The organism is Pseudomonas sp. GW823-FHT05G12 (assembly GCF_058795575.1).
The window spans coordinates 4502023-4521981 of sequence record NZ_CM179501.1 but is presented as its reverse complement, the minus strand read 5'-3'; the positions used below and the strand labels follow the sequence as shown (position 1 = coordinate 4521981).

The following is a 19959-nucleotide window of genomic DNA, read 5'->3' as shown; positions in this document are numbered from 1 at the left end:
CTAGTCCTTTGATGGGGCCAATGGCCGGCCACAGCCGAGCATGGTCCGGGTATAGTTGAGCAACGGCGCCACTCGCCGATAGGCCACCGGCGCCGGGTGGGGCGCGCTGAGGCAGGCGAGGGCGTGCCAGGCATCGCAGGGCAGGTCTTGCTGGACGTCGGCATAGCGCGCATAGCGCAACAAGGCGCCGGCTACCAACTGGTCCAGGGTTAAACGCCGGGTGCGGCGGGGCAAGGGCTGATGGTCCTCGGTCAGGCCCCAGCCGGCATAGAACGGCGTGCCATAGGTGACCACCGGCAGCCCGCGCAGCAAGGCTTCGAAACCGGCGGTGGAACTGAGCGTATGCAGTGCATCGACCTGGCCATACAGGCTGGCGATGTCCACACCCGCCAGTACCTGATCGGCCAGCCCCACCAGCTGTGCCGGGGCAATGTGCCCGCGGCGCTTGCCGGCTTCCACGTCCGGGTGCGGCTTGTACAGAATCCAGGCATCCGGCAACCGCGCGCGCACCTGTTGCAGCAGCCGCAGGTTGCACCCGGCACCGCCACCGCTGCACAGCGCCGAGGCGTCATCCTCGACCTGGCCCACCACCAGTACCCGCAGCTGCCCCGGCTGCCCCAGCAAGGCCGGGCGCACATTGCTGCGCAGGTTGAACTTGCTGGTGCCGCTGGCAACGATCTGCGCCCGCAAGCGCGCCGCTTCGGCCAGGCATGGGGCGTCGAATTCACCATGCTGCAACAGTTGTTCCAGGTCGCTGGCAGACTGCGCATCGTAATGAATGCCACCCCGGTCCAGCACCAGTGACAGCGCCGGGCTGTTGGTAGCCCCCAACCCCGTGGAGCGCAAGAAACCATCCTCGACCCGCCACAGAGGCACCCCCGCCTGGCGCGCACGTTCGGCCAGGCCGGCCGGCTCGCGCGCAGCCCATACCAGCAGCCGGCCCTGTTCGGCCGCTACCTGGCTTATCAGTTGCGGGCTGTCCACGCTGAAGCGCAACTGCCCCCAACGGCTTGCGAAAAAGCGCCGGATGTTGTGCTGCTTGTGCCGCTTCACGCCCAGTACCGTGGTGGGGCCGGCAAACGCAGCATCGCGGGCTTTCTTGCTGGCCAGCTGGCGGGCAACGGTCAAGGCATCGGTCAATTGGCCGCTCAATGGGTCGACATAACGGCAGTAGCGCACATAGGCCGCCGCCACCAGTTGCACAAGGTCTGGCCTTGCCTGCCGGCGAGCAATGGCCATGCGGTCATCGGTCAGCCCCCAGCCCGCGTAGAACGGCAGCCCGAAGCAGGTGACCGGCACGCCCTGGATCAACGCCTCCAGCCCAGCCTGGCTGGTACCCACGTACACCCGCCGGGCACGCCGGGCCAGTGACGCCCAGGCTACCGGCCGCGCCTCCAGCGTTACCCTACGGGCCCGCGCGGCATCCAGCAGGCAACTGGGCTTTTGCCCGCCCAGGCAGTCCGGGTGAATGCGCACGCGCACGTCGGCATCCGGGTTTTCTGCCAGGGCCTCATCCAGCATTCGCACGTAATCGGCTTCGCATAGCCCGCCGCCCGGGATCGAATAATCCCCGGCAGTCTGGTCCACCACCAGCACCAGCGGCCGCTCGCGGCCCAGCGGGTCGTCGTCGGGCAGGTCCTGGGCGTTGTTGTACTTGCCGATGCCGCTGCTGCGCATCAAGGCAATCAGTTCGCGGGCGCAATTCAGTTCATATGCGCTGAGCGCCTCGGGTTGCTGCAGGATGTTTTCCAGCAGCGAAGGGCGGTCGGCCAGGTAGTGGATGCCCACCGGGTCGACCACCATGGACATCGGCGTATCGCCCTCGATGCCAAGCGAGGACGAGCGCAAAAAGCCGTCTTCCAGCGCAATGTAGGGCAGCGCCCAGCGCTGGCACAGCACCCGGGCATGGGCCGACGATTGCTTGTAGCCGATACCGGCAATGGCCTTGAGCCCCTTGGGCGCCTTGCGGCCACGGCGCCACAGCCAGAAGGGCGGGCCTTCCGGGCCGAGGAACTGCGGCAGGTGCAGGACCTTCCAGGCCACCCATTGCGACATGATGCCGACCCAGCCGCTGCCGTCTACCAAGGCATCGGGTGGCGAGTAACCTTCGGGCGAGTGGGGTGCAAAGGGCGGTGTGTTGTGCATTACACGGCCCGCCACATGTTGCGCACCGGCGGGAACGGCACCCAGCGCTTGCGGCGCAGGGCAAAGCCATTATGCAGGTACAGGTGCTGCGCCCGATGATTGCTCAGCGGCACCTCCAGCTCTACCTGGGTAAAGCCCTGGGCGGCGGCGTGCGCGCAGCACGCCTGCACCAGCGCCGAGCCCACGCCTTGCTGGCGTGCGGCCTTGCTGACCCGCAGCCCGTACAGCAAGAACGGGTAGCGCCATTCGCGCAGTTCGCTCAGGCAGAACCCGATAAACCGCACCCAGCCACTCAACACGCCGAACTCACCAACGAACGGCCGCCAGTGCAAGGCAAACGGCCCGCGCCGGCCATGCTTGAGCGCGGCAAAGCCCAGTGCCTGCTCGCCGTCGAAGGCCAGCAGCACACGGTCCCAGTGGATAGCCGCGCCCAGCAGGCGATAGCGGCAGGCCGTATTGCCAATCAGAAACGCCAGCGACCCCCGCCCCTCGGTCAGCAAGCGGGCCAAGGCAGGGTCTGCGGCACGCTCCGGCGACAGGTCCGATCCCAAAACGATACGCACCACGTTGTCAGGCTACCCCGGCACTGGCCATGGGCGTGTCCTGGCGGGTTGCCGGCGCCAAGGCATGGCCCAGCAATGTGCTGGAAAGCTGCTGCACCGGCATTGGCCTGGCCCCGCAGCCAGGCTGGCGGCGGTTGGACCACACCAGGTAGTCGGTATCACCCGCGGGCGCACCAACAGCCTGGTACACCTCGGGCAGGATCGGCACGTGGTCGCCAAAGAAGCACAGCAGCGCCTCGTTCGGCTGGGCCAGCAAGGTTTCGCGCAGCATGCCCAGCATGCGGTCGGCATTGCCGATGTGCCGCAGGTAGGGCGCCAGGTCTTTCATGCCCGGTTGCAGCGGGCGGTCGAACCAGGTGGGCAGCTCGTGCGCGGCTACGCTTTCCAGGTGCAACGGGCCATGGTTTTCCATGGTGACCGCATGGATGAACAGCGGCTGGGTGCGGCCTGGCGCCTGCAGCAGCGCGCGGATTTTGTCTGCTACGGCGCAATCACCAATGAACGGCCCGGCCTTTTGCGAAGCGTTGAACGCCTTCACATCGATGAATTCATCAAAGCCCAATGCCGGCAACACCTTGTTGCGGCCATAGAAACCACCATCGTACGGGTGGATGCAAATGGTCCGGTACCCCTGCGCCTTGAGCCTGGAGGCGATACTGGGCAGGCCTTGGCGGGCCAGCACCCGGTAGGGGTTGAAGCGGTGCACGCCCAGCCGGTCGGCAGGGATGCCGGTAAGGTAGGCGAACTCGGTCCGCACCGTATTGGCGCCCCAGGCCGCCACCTGCAGTTTGCCCCGGGCCAGCGCCTGGCTGGCCAGCAGGTCGTACTGTTCGAGCACTTGCGGGCGTACGCCAGGCCACAGCCCACGCACATCGAAGAACGACTCGCTCTGCACCGAGACCAAGTCCGGCAGCGCCCCGGCCTGGGCCACTGGCGGCTGCGAAGAGGCCGGCATAGCCCCACCCGCAAACGGCGAGCCCAGCCCGTCCCGGTCCACCGGCGCCCGCGCCGCCCAGAAGTACCGCCACAAGCTGGCCGCCAACCCCCAGCCACGCACATCCTGCTCGGCATCAAAGCTCGGCTTCACAGCCCGATGCCCCAGGCGCAGCAAGCCCAGGCCCAGCGCCAACGGCAGCAACGCCTCAAGCCGCGCGCCCGCCACCTCGAAGCTCAACCCCGCCCACAGGTAAACCAGAAAGCCCACCGCCAGCAGCGCGGCCTTGCCAAAGCCAAAGAACGGCAAGTACAACCGCGGGAACTTCACTGCATCGCTGAAATACTCGAAATCTGCACACACAAACGGCTCGCGCAGCGAGTGATACTTGGCGTTGCTGACCAGCACGATCAGCAGCCACAGCAGCAACACATTCACGCCACTGAACAACGGCCGCGCCGTCAGTGCATACAACAGCCCGAAGGCCACACACCACAGCCCCGCGTGCAGCAGCCAGCAATCGGCCGGGCGACGCAGGGCAGGGCGGGGAACCAGCAGGCGCTCGACCGCGACGGTCAAGCCCAGGCCGATCAAAGCGACCGGCAACATGGAAACATCAATCACTGTACTTCAACCCACGCAGGATCATCGAAGAAAGCCACTGCGGGATAAGCCCCAGCAGCCAGGTGCCCAGGTTGAGCGGGAACGGAAAGCTAATACGCGCCTGGTTCGCCGCCAGCCCGCGCTTGATACGCCTGGCCGCTTTGTCGGCGGTCCACAGAAAAGGTTTAGGCCCGGGCATTTCGAAGCACATCTTCGACTCCACATACCCCGGCACAATCACATTCACTTTCACCCCTTCCGGCGCCAGCCAGTCGCGGATGGCCTCGCCATACACACGGATAGCGGCCTTGCTGGCGCTGTAGGTCGGAGTGACCGGCAAGCCACGCCAGCCCGCCAGCGAGCTGAACAGGGCGATCTGCCCGTCGCCACGGCTGCGCATGGCGGGCAGGGCGGCCTCGACGGTGGCCAGGGCGGCCATCACGTTCACTTCCATCAGGGCGCGGCTGTCGTCCCAGTCTTCCGCTTCGCCATTGGCGCCCACGGCGGTGTTAAGCCCTGCGCCGACCAGCACCAGGTCGGGCTGATGCTGCTCGCTTACCCGGCGCACCATGGCCCGCAGGGCGTCCAGGTCGCGCACGTCGAGGGCTTCCAGCAGCACCTGGGCACCCAGGGCGCGGCATTGTTCGGCCATTTCGGCCAGGCGGTCCTGGCGCCGGCCTTGCAGGATCAGCGTCACCCCCGGGGCGGCGTAGGCAGGCGCCAGCGCGCCACCGATACCGCCTGTGGCGCCGGTGATGAGGATGCAGCGGGGTGAGGCATGCGAACTCATAGGTATTTTTCGATTCTTGAGGTTTTCGCCATCAGCACTTCCAGGCAGTTGGCCACGGCCATGTCCATGCCGCAGGCGGTGTAGAAGCCGCCGTTGACCTGGGTGGTGTGGATGACCGTGTTGCGGAAGCGATGGAAGAGCTTGATGTCCGGCATGTCCGGTGTGTGCCAGAAATCAGCCAGGCTGCCTTGGTGGGTAAGGCCGGGCATGGCGTAGATAGGGTCGGCCAGGGTGATGGTCGGGCGCCCGTGCAGCAGCGCCGAAGCGCCGGCGGTGCTGTTGACGGTAATCATGCCATTGATGTGCGAGAGCAAGGTTGGCATATGCCCGCTTTCCATGAACTCGACCCGGTCGGCTACATCGTATTCGCGGGCCAGCGCCTCGGTGACGCGCCGGTAGTTGACCAGGCCAGGCGTCAGCGGATGGTTCTTGACCAGCAGGCGGGCATTGAACGGGGCGTGCAGCGAGAACGAGTCGATCACGTGCTCGATGACCTGAGTCATGTTGTCGAACGGCGAGTGATCGCGGATCTGCGCGTCGCTGTCCAACTGCAGCGGCAGCAGGAAGGTGGGCTGGCGCTCACGGGCGACATCGGCGACCAGAGCGTCGTCGCGGCTGCGGGCGCGGAGCAGGCGCAGGCCTTGGCGAATGAAGCCTGCGTATTCCACTGCGGCGTTGAAAGGGGCATGGGTTCGGTAGTTCGGGTAGAAAAGGGCGTTAAGGGCGCCCCCGGTGTGATACATCACATCATGTGCTGCGCGCGCGGTGAACGACAGTTTGAACGAGTTGCCGTTTTGGTAGCGCGGGATGTATTTGCCCACATCGCGGTACCACTCCGGGTCCCGTGGCAAGCGCGAGTTGTTGTTGACGCCGTCGCGCTCCAGAGTGATCCAGTAAGGGCGGAAGTAGCCTTCCTCGAAGACGTGCACGCGAATGCCTTGCAGGCGGGCAAGCCTTATCGCCGTGCGGTGTACCGGGCGGCAGTCGCCGAACAGGACAAGGTCGGTGATGTTCAGCTCACCAAAAGTCTTCGCATAGTAGGCCTCTAAATCAGCTGTTTGCTGGCCACAGCGCTGCCGTGAACCGGAACCATAGAGCACGTCACCTACGTTGAAGCTTATGCTGTGCACCCGCTGATCAATCGAACGAAGGCCTTTGGCCAAACGATTGAAAAAGGGTGAGCTCACGCCTTGTAGAAACAGAAAGCTATTACGCGGAATCCCCAGCAGCGGACGACGCGTCGGCTCGAGAATCAGGCTGCCGGGCGCTTCCTGCCCAGCAAACTGCTCAACCGTCGTTTCAAATCCTGCCATCTGGAAGTTGCTCCGGGCTGCGGTAATGCATGCCAGTGTTGTAGTTCGTAAAGGGTCTGTTCTGCAGTGGTGAAACGATTGGTGATTCGGCTGACGTAGGTGGGATAAAGCAGGAGCGTCGCCGCCACCAGTTCATCCAGCGTTAACGTTCGACAGCGTCGACTTCGCACTTGAGCATCCAGCTCGTTGTCCATCGTCAGTCCCCAGCCGGCATAGAATGGCTGGCCATAGGTGGTAACCGGCACTCCACGAAGCAGTGCCTCGAAGCCCGACTGCGAAGTGAGCACATGCACCTCATCGACCACCGCCAACAGTTGATGCAGGGGAGTGTCGCCGATGACTTCGTCGCACCAGTGCACCGTTTGCGCTTCGTCGCTGCCGCTTGCACGTGTACCTGCCAGTACTTCTGGATGCGGCTTGTACAGCACCCAGGCCTGTGGATTACGTTCGCGTACTGCACGCAGCAACTGCAGGTTGCTGAGAATGCTTGTGCCACCGAAGCGAATCGAGGCATCACCCTCGACTTGCCCGGTGACGAGAATTACCTTGTGCGCATCTGTTGGCCGTTGCCAGGACTTGCCCGGCAGGTTGTATTTGGTCAGCCCCGCGTTGCAGATCGCCAGGCGCAGCTCTTGTGCGCGCATCAATAACTGGGTGTCAAACGTATTGTTGGCGAGCATTTGTTCCAAGCGCGACGGGCGTGTGGCGTCGTAATAAATGCCAATATCATCGATCACCCACGACAGTGGCCGAGCTTTACCAGCGCCTAGGCCGACAGAGCGCAAAAAACCGTCTTCAACGCGGTGGATCTTTTGGGGGTGGCCGAGCAGCTCAAAATCGAGTTTGCAGCCCCAAGTAATGACGGGCATCGACGCAGACACACGCTTCTTGGGTTTGACGAAGCGTATCGCACTGCCGTTGAAGAACAGTTTGGCTAATGGCTCTTTCCAGCGGCTGAAACCGCATACTTGCATCGATGCTGGCATCAAGCTGCGATGGTAGCGTTGCAGGCCTAACCATTTGATCAAAGATTCCGGGGTACTCGGCTCGCCCCGTTCAGGACAGATGTAGCGTGGGTAGCGCACCAAGCTCGCGTGGATCAGTTGGGCAAGACTAATCGGCGAGCGGCGAGAAGGGGCGGGCAGACGATCATCCGTCAGCCCCCATCCGGCATAAAATGGCATGCCCCAGGTATGTACCTGTACCCCCCACAGCAATGCGTCGAAGCCTAGCTGCGAAGTCATTACGTATACCGCGCGCATGCGCGGCAAAAGCTCAGCAGGATGAACGTTCTGAGTTAGAACCATCACCCGCGGGAGCTTTGCTACTGCAGCCAGATCGAAGTGCCCCGACTTACGCCCCGCAACCACGTCAGGGTGGACCTTGAGGAGAATTGTGCTGGCTGGGTAACGAGCCAAAGCTTCATTGAGCATCGCCACGAAATCGTCAGCTGTCGCACCTTGCAACGATGCGTCGCCGAACGTTTGGTCTGCCACTAGTACGCAGTTCGCTGGAAGGGCGGGCACTTCAATACGCGAATCGTTGTATTTCGACACCCGCTGCTCTTGCCAGAGCGCTTTGAGCGCCATCGCTCGTGCTTGCTGCTCGTGAGTGAGGGGCTCAGCGATCAACTGCTCCAGCCGAGAAGGTTGGCGGGCGTCGTAGTAGACACCGACATCATCGACAATCAGAGACAGTGGCGGCTCATCGGCACCTAGGCCTACAGAACGCAGGAACCCATCTTCGATGGTCAGCACCGGCTTTCCGGCTTTGCGCGCAGCGGCCATGGCCAAGTGCGCGCTTGGTTTGCGGCCCCATGCCATTACCCAATCCGCTTCCGAAACGTCAGCCACGACGCCGTTCTGCAGCTCGAAATCGGGCAGCAGCGCAGGCAAAGTTCTGATCTGCTGAGCCCCTTTGGACAGGATCAACAGGCGTTGGCGAGGCAAAACGTCATCCATAAACGTGTAGCGGGGTTCCGTTACCAAGGTCGCAATGGGCAGAAGGCCAAGTATCCAGTGGGCGATTTGAAGCGGCGAATCTTAATACAGATTCAGGATTGTTGGATGGTTTTATTGCGTTTTTTTCCCGGTGAAACGCAATGGATCCGGGTAGATCTCAGAGGATGACATCAAAGTGACATCTATTCACAGCAGGCTGAGGAGGTACTTGTACTTCTCCAGCAGCAGAGGCATGCGATCTCGCTCACGGTACTCTTGGATGGTTTCGGGGCGCAGGCAGTGGTAAAGCGCTGTCAAAAGGAACACATACTGCTGGTTCCGAGCAGCTTCATCAGGATTGAATTTCTCTGGTAGCGCGCTGCGGTAAGCTTCGCTGAACTCCTTCTGCGCTGACAGGAAAAGCGCCATTTCCTTTCGTCGGAACAGGCTTCCCAAATAGGCGCCGCCGTCGAAGCCAATGCGCCCTATCTTGACCTCGCTCCAGTCAATCAGATGCAACTGTCCATTGGTGACGAAGAGGTTTTTGCGTAGGTAGTCCATGTGGCAGATGCAATGTGGACTGCGCTGCGCCGCAACGGCCAGCTTACGTATTAATGGCTTGAACTTATCGAAACGCTCGGCCAATCCAGCAAATAGCGCATCCTCACGCCCAAGTGCAACTAGCCCAGGCAAACATCGCAAAAAATTGAATCGAGGCCTTAAGAGGAACCATGGCCGGAAGAAATCCATGCTCCATAGCAATGGTGCCTTGCTCAGCGATTGATCCCTTATCCAGCTATGGCTAAGGTCTTCCAGTTCAGTAATGCCCAGTGCCAGTTGACGCGCTATCGCGTGCATACGCGGTGGCTTGCCGCGTACAAACTCGGTGAAAATCAAACTCTCCCAGGGCGTTTCGATTACCCCCAGGCATGACGGGTATCTAAAATGTGTGCTACCTGTCAGCATTCCCTCCGCGCGATGCAGTCGCGCCTCCTGACTGCCAAGGAACGCAATCTTACGAATCGATTTTTCTACTAACTCGACGGGTTGCCCGGTACATGGGTCAATCAGGCGGTGGTGGCGCACGTAGTTAACAAACGAGGCATTCGAGGCCAAGTCCTGGCTACTGATGTCCAGCGCCAGCCCCCTCCACTGGGGCATCAGTGCGTGCAAGTGGTTTGCCAGGGGGGCATGGTGCCAGCGGTAGAGCGTCTTGCCCAGTGCAGGCGGGTGAGAAGGGGTATTCATGACATCCAATCAGCAGCAGCCCTTCGTCAATCTATAGCTCTAAAGACGACCATGCTGCGTCATGTAGGGCCAAGACACAACGAAAAATTACAACAAGATGTTGATTTTCAAGGCGCATACGGAGGCACGCAGGGTTGTATCCCTTGGGTTGGGTGGGCGGCGACGATCCTTCCGCGCTTCATTTTTAACGGCTCATGGGGGAGGTTTGATCCAGCTTCTGCCCTTGGCGCTTTGCTTAACATGCCAAAAACCTTACCATTCGGTACGCCGTACTATCTGCAATCTCAGAGACGAAAATGAACCACCTCAGCATCGCTAAAGAAGCTCTCATTGCACAGGCGCAGGCCGTAACCCAATTGGCAGACCGCTTGGATGGGGAATTCCAAAGCGCCGTTGAACTCATTCTCGGTTGCCAAGGCCGTACCGTAGTCTGCGGAATGGGCAAATCTGGCCTGATAGGACAAAAGATGGTTGCCACCTTCGCCTCCACGGGTACGCCAAGCTTTTTCCTGCACCCTGCCGAGGCTTTCCATGGCGATCTGGGAATGCTTAAGCCGATCGATGTCCTGATTCTCATCAGCTACAGCGGCGAAACGGAAGAGTTGATTAAGCTGATCCCGAGCCTGAAGTCGTTTGGGAACAAAATCATCGCCATGACGGGAAATGGCAAATCGACATTGGCAAAGCACGCCGACATTTGGTTGGATATTTCGGTGGAGCGCGAGGTTTGTCCGAATAATCTGGCACCGACAACATCGACTTTGGCGACTATGGCCATGGGAGACGCCTTGGCTGTCGCATTGATTGAAGCGATCCGCTTCAAGCCAATGGATTTTGCTCGTTATCACCCCGGTGGCAGCTTGGGTAGAAAGCTATTGACCCGCGTCTGCGATGTTATGCATTCACCAGCGCCGGTCGTAACACCAACTACAAGTTTCCATGACTGTCTGCTTGTCATGACTCAAAGCCGATTGGGCCTTACCATTGTGATGGATGGCGATAAGCTGGTCGGCATCGTCACTGATGGGGATCTCCGTCGTGCATTGCTGGCGGATGAAAGAACTATTCACTCCGTCGTGAGTGAGTTTATGACAGGCAACCCTCATACGATACAACAAGATGCGCAGCTTTCGGTGGCTGAATCTTACATGCTTGACAATAAAATTAGGGCTCTGGCGGTTACAAACGAAAGTGGTGTGCTTGTTGGTGTAGTAGAGATCTTTGATTGATCTGGTGTTGATGGTTTGAGCGCGCATAGCCATCAAGTAGAAGGTCTTGTTATTTTTACCAGAAAATTATTACAGTTTTTGGATGGAAGAAAAAGCTCTTAGTAAGAATATGCTGACGAACGGCTAGAGGTTTTAATAAAAATGAAATATTGGCGCGGTTATATATGGCCTAGATTGCTTTTTCAGCAATGCAGGACTAACGATAATGACCTTGCTAATATTACTGGGTATTTTGTTCGTTGCGTTGACCTTCTCTGGTTTTGGTTGGTACTTTCATCTATGTAAAGGTATGCACTATGAGTAGTGCTTTGTCTAAAAAAGCCACCTAAAGGTGGCTTTTTCTTACGACGCTTTACCTGCTTTGTAAAAATTTGCAAAACAGAAATTTGTCGCGTCGATGTAGCCTTCGGCGCCACCGCAGTCGAAACGCTTGCCCTTGAATTTGTAGGCGATCACGCAGCCTTTCTGCGCCTGTTGCATAAGCGCGTCGGTGATCTGGATTTCACCGCCTTTGCCCGGCTGGGTATTGGCGATGATGTCGAAGATATCCGGGGTCAAGATGTAGCGGCCAATGATCGCCAGGTTCGACGGGGCGTCTTCAGGCTTTGGCTTCTCGACCATGTTGGTGACGCGGAAAATGTCGTCACGGATCATGTCGCCAGCGATTACGCCGTATTTGTTGGTTTCCTGCGGGTCGACTTCTTGGATGGCGACAATCGAGCAGCGGAATTGCTTGTAAAGCTTAACCATCTGAGTCAGTACGCCGTCACCTTCCGGGTTGACGCACAGGTCATCTGCCAATACCACGGCGAATGGCTCTTCACCGATCAGCGGGCGGCCGGTGAGGATAGCGTGGCCGAGGCCTTTCATCTCGGTCTGGCGGGTGTAGGAGAACGAGCACTCGTCTAGCAAACGACGGATACCGACCAGGTATTTTTCCTTGTCGGTGCCCTTGATCTGGTTCTCCAGCTCGTAGCTGATGTCGAAGTGGTCTTCCAGGGCGCGCTTGCCGCGACCGGTGACGATTGAGATCTCATTCAGGCCGGCATCCAATGCCTCTTCGACGCCATACTGGATCAATGGCTTGTTGACCACCGGCAGCATTTCCTTAGGCATGGCTTTGGTTGCAGGCAGGAAGCGAGTACCGTAGCCAGCTGCAGGGAACAAACATTTGCGAATCATGAAATTCCTTATCAAAATGAAAGCGTGGAAGCATGGAAAATAATACACAAATGTACTTTGATGGGCAACTGAGAATTGCTATTCTGTAGCTCGCTGGAAGTTGTGAGCGTCGATCTGATTTTTTCCTGTACGGGATTCAGGGCGTTTAATTTATTAAGCTGTATAGATATATGATTGAGAGGGATGATGTCGGACTTGAAATATAGGGTGGCGGTTTGTGCGATTTGCCGAAATGAACGCAACTATATTGAGGAGTGGGTGGCTTTCTATAAGTCACTTGGGTTTGAGGGGGTCTTCATATATGACAATGTCAGCGATGATGGTACTTCAGAACTCTTGGCGTCATTGCATGCAGTAAAAGAATTAACTCGAGTTCACTGGCCGCGTAAAGAAGGTATTCCGCCCCAGCGTGATGCATATGGACACTTTTTAGAGTGTTATGCACAAGATTACGATTATGTGTTGATATGCGATCTTGATGAGTTTTTGGTTATTGACGATGGCAGTGTGCAGTCTCTAATTGCCGAGGCAGAGCATGTAAGCCCTAATGTAGGGGCTATTGCTTTCCCATGGCTAATATTTGGGTCCGGTGGTCAGCTCACGGAAACCAATGAATTGGTAATAGAGCGCTTCACAAAATGTGATGCAAAAGTGGCTAGGACGGTGAAAACACTGTTCGCGAGTAAGAATACTTACAATATGCGGACTCATATATGTGACCTGCTAGGTGGTATTTACCTTGATAATGCATTGAGAACGGCTGAGTGGGATCAGCGGATGCCTATCAAGTTAAAGTCACCAGTAGCCGGCAAAGCCAGGATTCATCATTACTACACAAAATCCAAGGAGGAGTGGCTGAGGCGTAGGGCGCAACCTAAAGCAGATAGGGCGAAATTGGAGTTGAAAAATATTGAAGAGTATGAAAAGTACAGCGCTCTCCATACTGAAAATCTCCAAGGTTGTGCATTGTCTGCGCAAGTCAGGCCAATCATACAAGAGTTACGCTCAAAGGTTGCTGGTTTGCAAGAAAGTGTGCGGAATGCTGAGGTGGAATTAGTCTCGGTAAGTAGTGAATGGCTATTTGGTTTGATAAAAAATATTTCAAGTTCAACGCCAGTCGCTCTTAGGCTTTCCGGTGAGACTGGAGATGAGGTCTCGATTAACTCGAAAAGAATCTCAGAGGATGTCCATATTTTCACATATAAGAATAAGTGGAGAAAGACTTACTCGAAAAGTTTCAGTTTGTCACTGGTAGGCTCTGATAGAACGCAGAGCTTCACTGAGAGCGACTACCCTGAAGCTATGAATAGCTTAGCTTTGTTAGCTAAATTTATGCCAAGCGCAGAAGAGCACATTTTCTCAATAGCCTTGCTGGCATTGAGCCAAAGAACTAGTCGCCAGGTTTTTGAGTTCTGCAATAAGATTGAATTTCCTCGAAATAGGAAATTCAAGCGGTTTTTTGCATTGCTTTCGGTATACGAAGTTAGTGCTGACAAGGATGCTTTTAGAAGAGAGCTCGAGAAAGAGGATGATGACTTCAAGAAAATGATATTTGATAGAAAAAAATCTCCGTATATATCTGGTTTGTTGTGCTAGTCATAATATGCGACCAGTTTCGGCTGGTCGCATGAAAGACAGGAATAATTACTTAAATTATTGTGCGCTCCCAAGGTGCGCGATGACTCAATCTTAGCTCAAAGAACTTTTTTGTCATTTCTTTGTAATTGGTGTCGTCAGCGCTTCCGTTACCGTCGTTGAAGCAAAGGAATTTATACTTAAACGCATCCTTGGATATGATGGCGCTAATATTGTTAGGTCGGACAATTAGTCCGGATGCGTCGGATTTGACTGCTTGCCCTGTTAGCTGCGCATAGTGATGATAGAAAAACGATGTAATGTTTACATCTTGTTCGCTTCTCAGTTTGGAAAGTCGAGTCTTGGTGAATGCGCTTGGGTACTTTGATTCGATTTCAGCCATAACTGATTTTTTCAGGCAGTAGGGCACATGTCGATGCAGGGTTCTCGCATTGTAATGTGGGAAGTCTTTAGCCAAAAGTGCTCTAACATTATTTGCTGCAATAAGATAGTCCGGTGCTTCTGCTGTAGGTATTCCGCTTACCATGCCATAGGGCTCAAAGTAAGTGACGGATCGGCCTGTCTCATCAAAAAAGTCTACAGGTAGGCAGGGTTGTGAAAGTATGAAGTCATCATTGAGATAGATGAATTTTTCTGTCAAACCTGGAATTCTGTGTAGGCAAGCTTCTATCGCATGCGAGTTGAATGTCGGTAGAGCACTTTTGTCTGGGAAAATCGCTTCGTGCGTAACCCAGTTTATTCTTGAGTCATCTACTAGCCAAGTGGGTTTGCTACAATTAGAGACGATATGAATACGATTCAGCCATGGGGCGTACTTGTTGAGTGAGCGCAGAGAGTACCGTAGCTCATCATTGCTTGTGTAGCGGTCGGGGTCGAACGGCTGCTCTGGGAATGACTCTTTCCAAAGAGACTGCCACGTAGTATCTGCATGATTTACCCAAGTGTAAACCGCATCAATCTTCTCACATTCAGCATCTGCAGCTTTATTAAAAATTCTGTCAAAGTCTTGAACGGCAAACCGCCTGACCCAAGCACGATTAGAGCGAACGGTAGCGTCGCCGTCCGGGCCAATGTCATATGGGTAAAAATGCAGAACGCACAATTGTCCTTGAGGGCTTGAAATCTCGACCACAAAGTTTGGTCGTGAACTAAGCGCTTTGGAGGTTGATGCTGTGTCGAGTTTTTGAGCTGCCGGGGATACAATGTTAACACCTCCACCTAGCGTGTAAATTGTAATGTCCGTAGGCGCGGCAGCCTTAAGGTCAGCCAGAAATGAAATAAGTCCAGTTATGTAGCCACTCCAAATTACAATACTATTCGGGTCTCTACCATCCTCAGCACCTTGACCAGTGTTTAAGTGCTTGCGGATATAAGCTGGTAAACCAGTGCGGTTAACCTCCATCAGGTCAATGGTTTTGGCGGTAGTCAGTGACGTCTGAGCGGTCTTCTGAAGCGCGGCCGGTGGGGCACCTTTGAATACACGCTTACGAAACATGTCATAGAAGAAGAGGTTAGGGTCACGAATTAGTTTTTTAAGTTTTTTGTAGCGTACGGGTTTATTAGTCATTGATTAAAAACCTTAAGCGGCGTTTAAATGTGTCGTACCTGTCTACATGTCCTGGTTTATTTTCGAACAATGCAGAAAAATGTGAAATTAGTTGGCCGTTATTTGAGCATAACTTGATAAAGTCTTCAATAAGTGTGGCGGATTCTTCTCCACTGGAAGATAGTACTTGATGCTTGCTTTTGAAGATCTCGAAGTTGCTTGCTCGGCTGTCGTGATATTTAGAAACTTTGGGTTTTGTGTGATGTAGGTGATATGCAAAATCTTTATTTAATAAAGCGGGCAAGCATAACCTGCCCAGCTCTCGCCGAAACCCAGAGGCGAATAACGGAGAGCGAGATGTTTGATTAGAAAAAAATGAAGGCGTTGGCGATATCAGTTCGTGGTGGCGCGCCAAGCGAATCATAAAGTCGAAATCTTCATAACCGTGACCTTCAAATTTTTGATCGAAGCCGCCAACTTGTAGAAAGTCTCCAGAATGCATAAAGGTAATGGATGAGGGGCTAGCGATATGCAAGAAATCTTTACGGGAAAAGTTGAAAAATCTTTTTGTTAGTTCGGCAGGGTTTAATTTTTTCTTTCTAAGGTCTTTCGTTCCTTTTGCTGTAAGATATACGCACGGAATGAAGAACAAAGGTGATTTCTCGCTGGCGAGAAGCGCGAGGTATTTAGTGAATAGCTCAAGATCGGGCCATATATCAACGTCCAATATAAGTAAGAACTTAGTTTGAACGCGTTCAAAGGCGATATTCCTAAGTAAAGAGGTGTTGATGGCGTGGTTGTCTGTTTTCTTGCTTGCTACATGTGTTTTTGAGAAGGAGCTAAGGGTATTATAGGCGAATCTGTCAATCAGTGTCCCACGATCAGCATGGCCAAATACTATTTTGCAGCCGATCGAATTGATAGTTTTGCATAGATGGTAGGCCTTAGACAATATATCGAATGGCCTCTGGGAGAAATCCAGTGGTACTAAGATAGTCAAGTCATCAAACGGCGATTTATTCATACGCAAATGCATTGCTTTCCGAGGTGGCTGCGATAATAGGTTTTGCTAAATGAAACGGCGCGCGATTAAAAGGTCCGCGCGCCGTTCACAGCTTAAGACGCCACTTGGCCAATGTGACCTTGTTTAATATCAGACGCTATTTTGGCACTCCTGCTGTCTTCACCATGCTTTTTGTTGTAGTCGGCAAGGGCTTTTTCAGCGGCTAATGTGTTCCCGGATTTATGCAGTGCATAGGCGAGGTCCAGCTTTGCGTCTCTGTTAGGTTTAAGGTCCTTCCTGGAAAGGAAGTAATTAAAGCTTTCAATAGCAGCATCCCAGTTGCTCAAGGCGAGATGAATCAGGGAGGTTTCTTGCAGCTTTAAACGCTCATTCGTAGACTCTAACCCGTTTATCAACGCTTCTTTGGCTAGCTCTGGATTACCAGCACGACGTCGCGCTCTAGCAAGCTTCAGCCAGGTGTCTGCGTGCAGCTGATTTGATTGGCTCGCAAGCGTCCAATACTTGTCTGCATCCGCCCATTTTGAATTCTGGAAAAATACTTCAGCAGCAGGTATGTTCAGCGCGCCAAAATCCTTGGTGTCTCGCATTTGTTTAAGTGTGAGCATGCACTCTTGATGCTGATTAGCATTGTATTGCGCTTCGAATAGTTTGAGGCGATGATCTTCGGTAGGGGAGGTGTATAGTACTTGTTTCCAAAGATCAGCGGCGTTTGCCCAATCACTACTTTCTAGTGCAACTGTTGCTCGGCAGCGGATTATATCCGGATGGGATTCGTTGTCCGCGAATGTAAGTTGCGCCAATGCCTTATCGGGTAGGCCCTGGGCTACGTAGTGGTTGGCCGCAGTTGCGACAATCGATGAGGGAATAGACTTTGGCTTGGCAGTTGTTATTAGTTTTTCATAAATACTGACCGCATCGTTAATTGGGCGCATCTTGAAAATGGCCTGCAGGCTGAAGCTATTGAGTTCATCGTTGTTGCCATGGATAGCTTGAGCATGCTCCAGCACCTCAAGGGAGCGCTTATGGTCCCCTGATTCCTGTAGTGACTTAATGAGTCTAGCGTATACGCCGACGTCAGGCTGCAACGGAGAGGCAATAGCTTGTTCAAAGCAATAAATAGCCAGACTCCAGTTTTTGGCAGTCATTGCAAAAGTGCCGGTTTCAAACAGGGCGGAAGTTTCGTGGTGCTTCGGGACTACATTGAGCTCGAGCTTTTTGATCGCCTCAACTGTACGACGGCAGTTGTTACCATCATGGAAGACGAAAGTCTTTTCGCATCGCGCGTAATAGAGCTTTGACTCTTCACTATCAGGGGTGAGCAAGTTCTCAATGTTACTTTCTACTTCTACTTGGCTCGAGCACACTGGGCCGAATCCGTCACGACGATAGTCAAAGTAGCCCGGCCTACTTGTATGTTTAGACAAGAATTCTGATTCGTCAAACTGATAGTAGATTACAGGCTTGTTCATTGCTGCCATGTCAAAAGCAACAGATGAATAATCCGTTATCATAATTTTTGAGGACTTAAACAAGGTTTGGATGGACTCTGATCCGTCGTCCTTCCAAATCTCTATATATTCAGGGCACTCGAATTCATTGATGTAAGGTCTAATATTTACGTGTGGTGCGAAGATAACCTTTGTATTGCTTTCGGTGGCAAGTTTCTTCAGTGTTTGGCTATTCAGCAATCCCTTCCAGTGGTGGGCGTACTCTGTTTCAGAGAAGTCTGGATTAATTTCCCTGATATTACTATTGCCAATCGGAGCGCCAACGATGTTGTTACGCCAAGTAGGCATAATCAAAATAGCTGAGCTCTGGGTGTGGTTTCCATCATAGAATACATCATGCCGGGGAAGCCCAGTGATAGCTACTTCCTTGCTGGAGAACAGGTATGGGCTCGTTCCAGAAATGGAGTTGAATTCATCTTGAGTTGAGGTGATAAAGCAGTCAATGTTTTTTGTGTTCAGCCAGACTGACAGATCATTATGAATTACACCGTGTTGCAAGAATGTAAACTTATAATTTATCAGGTCCCCAAAATGCTTTTTGGTGATGCCTGAGAAGATATAATTGTCCGCGTGGGACGAAATGAAATGTGCGCAGTTAATCAGTGCGGCCTTGTGCTCAATGCTGTCAAACGCGACTAAGTTAAATTCCTCGCGAGTAAGACGTTCGTAGTCTGAACTTTCTTCGTGGAGCACAAAGAATGCTTTAATTTCAGGGTGGTGCTTTGATATATACCGATATAGGTGCTCTGCGTTATCGTCGGCATAATTGTCTCTATCCATCAAAAGCCAGCATCCACCAAATTTACTTACCATGGTGGGTTCAGATACTGCTCGACGAATCTCCAAGATGTCTTCTGGAAGATTGGATTCGTCTATAGGTTTTTTGTCAAATGCACGATAGATTAATTCGATCGGAACTTCGTCTTTGAACTGTTTGCCTTGCAAAGTGATTCGGGTGGGCTTGTTCTGGGCTGTAATCCGGAAGTTATTCCCATCGCCCAACTGTAGCCACAAAATTCGCTCGTAAAGAAACGGTTCGTCAAAGAAGCGATGAATCCGTGTCTTGCTATAAGTTGGTACTAAAATCTTGTTGTCAACAAATACTTGTTCGTCTATTTCGTTAGTAGGTGTAAAGTATTTGAGCTTTACCAGATTTTTTGTGGCGTCGTAGTTGTCAATGTAACTTATGTTGAAGTTTGGCGTGTGCCCTTTGTATTTTGCCACTAGTCCAAGTTTTTGGAAGAACCACATTCCTGCAAGCTCGAAGTTCATCAGCGTATCTTGTTCGATATGGCTGAAAATTTCCTGCATTAATGACTTGTAGTGATCAAGCTGAGGTTCGGTTAAACTGCGAATATCGGAGTCAAATCGAATGACTTTATTTATGTGCCAGGCGATATCATACATGGCTACGCGCTGAATAAATTTCGGTACGCTTCCAAGTAGAGCGATACTTTTTTTGATCAGGCCTAGAGAACCAAGGCGAAGTTGATGGTCATATCGACCAGGGTGCTGCCAGGCGGTATCAAGTGTTGATGTTCCATTATCACGCTTTCTGTAAATGTACTTTGCATCTGCACAGAAGCCAACCTTATCTTTGTAGGCTTCAAGCAAGTAGCTATTTACAAACAAACTGTCTTCAAAGCCGGGCTTCACAAGAGGGTTAAATTGCAGGCCGCTCTGTATTAGTCTCGCGCGCTTGAAAAATACGGCATTGACATTCAGTGCAATGTTTCTACCGGGGTTGGAAATGGGTAGTGTTACATTGCCGTTTGCGAAGCGGAATCTCAAGGGGTGGCTATCGCTCAGTTCTTTCTTGTTTTCATAATAAAATATGAAATTCGCACAAACAGCTTTAAGTTCAGTGGTGTTAGAGCTAATGAACTTATCGATGCATTCAAAATAGTCGCGGGAGAGTAAATCGTCTGAATCGATGAAGGTTACCCATTCATTGGTGGCGTATTCTAGGCCATTGTTCCTTGCTGCACCTTGTCCAGCATTCTGCTGATATAGATATCGAATGTTTTTGGGGTGGCGACGTACCCAAGACGCTGCGATGTTTGCAGTATCATCCTGTGAGCCATCATCAACAATGATTAATTCAATGTGTTTTTCAAAGTCAATGGTCTGTTCTGTGACGCTGCTAAGAAACTCGTCAAGATAAGCTTCGACATTGTAAGCAGCTGTTACAATAGAGTATTTCCTAGTTGCACTTTTTTTAGGTGCAGGAACAACCACTTCTGCAACAGCGGTTTCAAGCTCGGGTGCTTGGACTGCGGCTGGTTTTTGGGAGAACTTAGCCAGGTTATTTTTCCGATTTTTCAATTTTTTTTCCATA

Annotated in this window: 13 protein-coding genes; 2 read left to right on the top strand and 11 right to left on the bottom strand. The window is 53.5% G+C overall.

Annotated features, from left to right (window positions below):
- From AC3RCM_RS20675 to AC3RCM_RS20645, 7 genes are all read right to left on the bottom strand, one after another.
- The gene (locus tag AC3RCM_RS20675) at window positions 1-2145 is read right to left on the bottom strand and encodes a capsule polysaccharide biogenesis protein (RefSeq protein ID WP_492629109.1); all 2145 of its coding nucleotides are present in this window, start codon (window positions 2143-2145) and stop codon (window positions 1-3) included.
- A complete protein-coding gene (locus AC3RCM_RS20670; protein WP_492629108.1) occupies window positions 2145-2711 on the bottom strand; it encodes a GNAT family N-acetyltransferase in 567 nt (188 codons plus the stop codon). Before AC3RCM_RS20670 ends, AC3RCM_RS20675 begins: the two co-directional genes overlap by 1 nt.
- A 4-nt stretch (window positions 2712-2715) precedes the next feature.
- Window positions 2716-4251 (bottom strand): LTA synthase family protein, encoded by a 1536-nt coding sequence (locus AC3RCM_RS20665; RefSeq protein ID WP_492629107.1) that lies wholly within the window; start codon window positions 4249-4251, stop codon window positions 2716-2718.
- A gap of 7 nt (window positions 4252-4258) precedes the next feature.
- On the bottom strand, window positions 4259-5035 hold the full coding sequence (locus tag AC3RCM_RS20660; protein ID WP_003252728.1) for an SDR family NAD(P)-dependent oxidoreductase: 777 nt from the start codon (window positions 5033-5035) through the stop codon (window positions 4259-4261).
- Window positions 5032-6348 (bottom strand): capsule polysaccharide biogenesis protein, encoded by a 1317-nt coding sequence (locus AC3RCM_RS20655; RefSeq protein ID WP_104962338.1) that lies wholly within the window; start codon window positions 6346-6348, stop codon window positions 5032-5034. The genes AC3RCM_RS20660 and AC3RCM_RS20655 overlap by 4 nt, the downstream gene beginning before the upstream one ends.
- Window positions 6288-8309, bottom strand: a complete 2022-nt coding sequence (locus AC3RCM_RS20650; protein WP_104962910.1) for a capsule polysaccharide biogenesis protein — start codon at window positions 8307-8309, stop codon at window positions 6288-6290. Before AC3RCM_RS20650 ends, AC3RCM_RS20655 begins: the two co-directional genes overlap by 61 nt.
- Before the next feature lie 186 nt (window positions 8310-8495).
- Window positions 8496-9536 carry a phosphotransferase family protein gene (locus AC3RCM_RS20645; protein WP_104962337.1) on the bottom strand — a complete coding sequence of 347 codons (1041 nt, stop codon included), beginning with the start codon at window positions 9534-9536 and terminating at the stop codon, window positions 8496-8498.
- 296 nt (window positions 9537-9832) lie between these two features.
- Here AC3RCM_RS20645 and AC3RCM_RS20640 point away from each other — a divergent pair, with 296 nt between their 5' ends.
- Entirely contained in the window at window positions 9833-10765 is a 933-nt protein-coding gene (locus AC3RCM_RS20640; RefSeq protein WP_104962336.1) for a KpsF/GutQ family sugar-phosphate isomerase, read from the top strand.
- Window positions 10766-11107: 342 nt separating this feature from the next.
- Here AC3RCM_RS20640 and galU read toward each other — a convergent pair whose 3' ends face one another.
- Window positions 11108-11947 carry a UTP--glucose-1-phosphate uridylyltransferase GalU gene (galU, locus tag AC3RCM_RS20635; RefSeq protein WP_104962335.1) on the bottom strand — a complete coding sequence of 280 codons (840 nt, stop codon included), beginning with the start codon at window positions 11945-11947 and terminating at the stop codon, window positions 11108-11110.
- A 186-nt stretch (window positions 11948-12133) separates the two neighbouring features.
- On the opposite strand from galU, the gene AC3RCM_RS20630 reads away from it, so the two are divergent.
- Window positions 12134-13543 (top strand): glycosyltransferase family 2 protein, encoded by a 1410-nt coding sequence (locus AC3RCM_RS20630; RefSeq protein ID WP_158682570.1) that lies wholly within the window; start codon window positions 12134-12136, stop codon window positions 13541-13543.
- A 52-nt stretch (window positions 13544-13595) separates the two neighbouring features.
- On the opposite strand, the gene AC3RCM_RS20625 is transcribed toward AC3RCM_RS20630, so the two are convergent.
- The 3 genes from AC3RCM_RS20625 to AC3RCM_RS20615 form a co-directional block, all read right to left on the bottom strand.
- Entirely contained in the window at window positions 13596-15110 is a 1515-nt protein-coding gene (locus AC3RCM_RS20625) for a stealth conserved region 3 domain-containing protein (RefSeq protein ID WP_104962333.1), read from the bottom strand.
- Window positions 15103-16113: a galactosyltransferase-related protein gene (locus AC3RCM_RS20620; RefSeq protein ID WP_492629106.1), complete on the bottom strand. Its 1011-nt coding sequence runs from the start codon at window positions 16111-16113 to the stop codon at window positions 15103-15105. The genes AC3RCM_RS20625 and AC3RCM_RS20620 overlap by 8 nt, the downstream gene beginning before the upstream one ends.
- Window positions 16114-16205: 92 nt before the next feature.
- Complete coding sequence (locus AC3RCM_RS20615) at window positions 16206-19958, bottom strand: CDP-glycerol glycerophosphotransferase family protein (protein ID WP_492629105.1); 3753 nt, start codon at window positions 19956-19958, stop codon at window positions 16206-16208.
- Between the last annotated feature and the right edge of the window lies 1 nt (window position 19959).

What these genes read in the sequence shown, in the direction of transcription:
- AC3RCM_RS20675 (WP_492629109.1), bottom strand. Translation starts at nt 2,145, where the DNA reads ATGCACAACACACCGCCCTTTGCACCCCACTCGCCCGAAGGTTACTCG.
- AC3RCM_RS20665 (WP_492629107.1), bottom strand. Translation starts at nt 4,251, where the DNA reads ATGTTGCCGGTCGCTTTGATCGGCCTGGGCTTGACCGTCGCGGTCGAG.
- AC3RCM_RS20660 (WP_003252728.1), bottom strand. Translation starts at nt 5,035, where the DNA reads ATGAGTTCGCATGCCTCACCCCGCTGCATCCTCATCACCGGCGCCACA.
- AC3RCM_RS20655 (WP_104962338.1), bottom strand. Translation starts at nt 6,348, where the DNA reads ATGGCAGGATTTGAAACGACGGTTGAGCAGTTTGCTGGGCAGGAAGCG.
- AC3RCM_RS20650 (WP_104962910.1), bottom strand. Translation starts at nt 8,309, where the DNA reads ATGGATGACGTTTTGCCTCGCCAACGCCTGTTGATCCTGTCCAAAGGG.
- AC3RCM_RS20645 (WP_104962337.1), bottom strand. Translation starts at nt 9,536, where the DNA reads ATGAATACCCCTTCTCACCCGCCTGCACTGGGCAAGACGCTCTACCGC.
- AC3RCM_RS20640 (WP_104962336.1), top strand. Translation starts at nt 9,833, where the DNA reads ATGAACCACCTCAGCATCGCTAAAGAAGCTCTCATTGCACAGGCGCAG.
- galU (WP_104962335.1), bottom strand. Translation starts at nt 11,947, where the DNA reads ATGATTCGCAAATGTTTGTTCCCTGCAGCTGGCTACGGTACTCGCTTC.
- AC3RCM_RS20630 (WP_158682570.1), top strand. Translation starts at nt 12,134, where the DNA reads ATGTCGGACTTGAAATATAGGGTGGCGGTTTGTGCGATTTGCCGAAAT.
- AC3RCM_RS20625 (WP_104962333.1), bottom strand. Translation starts at nt 15,110, where the DNA reads ATGACTAATAAACCCGTACGCTACAAAAAACTTAAAAAACTAATTCGT.
- AC3RCM_RS20620 (WP_492629106.1), bottom strand. Translation starts at nt 16,113, where the DNA reads ATGAATAAATCGCCGTTTGATGACTTGACTATCTTAGTACCACTGGAT.
- AC3RCM_RS20615 (WP_492629105.1), bottom strand. Translation starts at nt 19,958, where the DNA reads ATGGAAAAAAAATTGAAAAATCGGAAAAATAACCTGGCTAAGTTCTCC.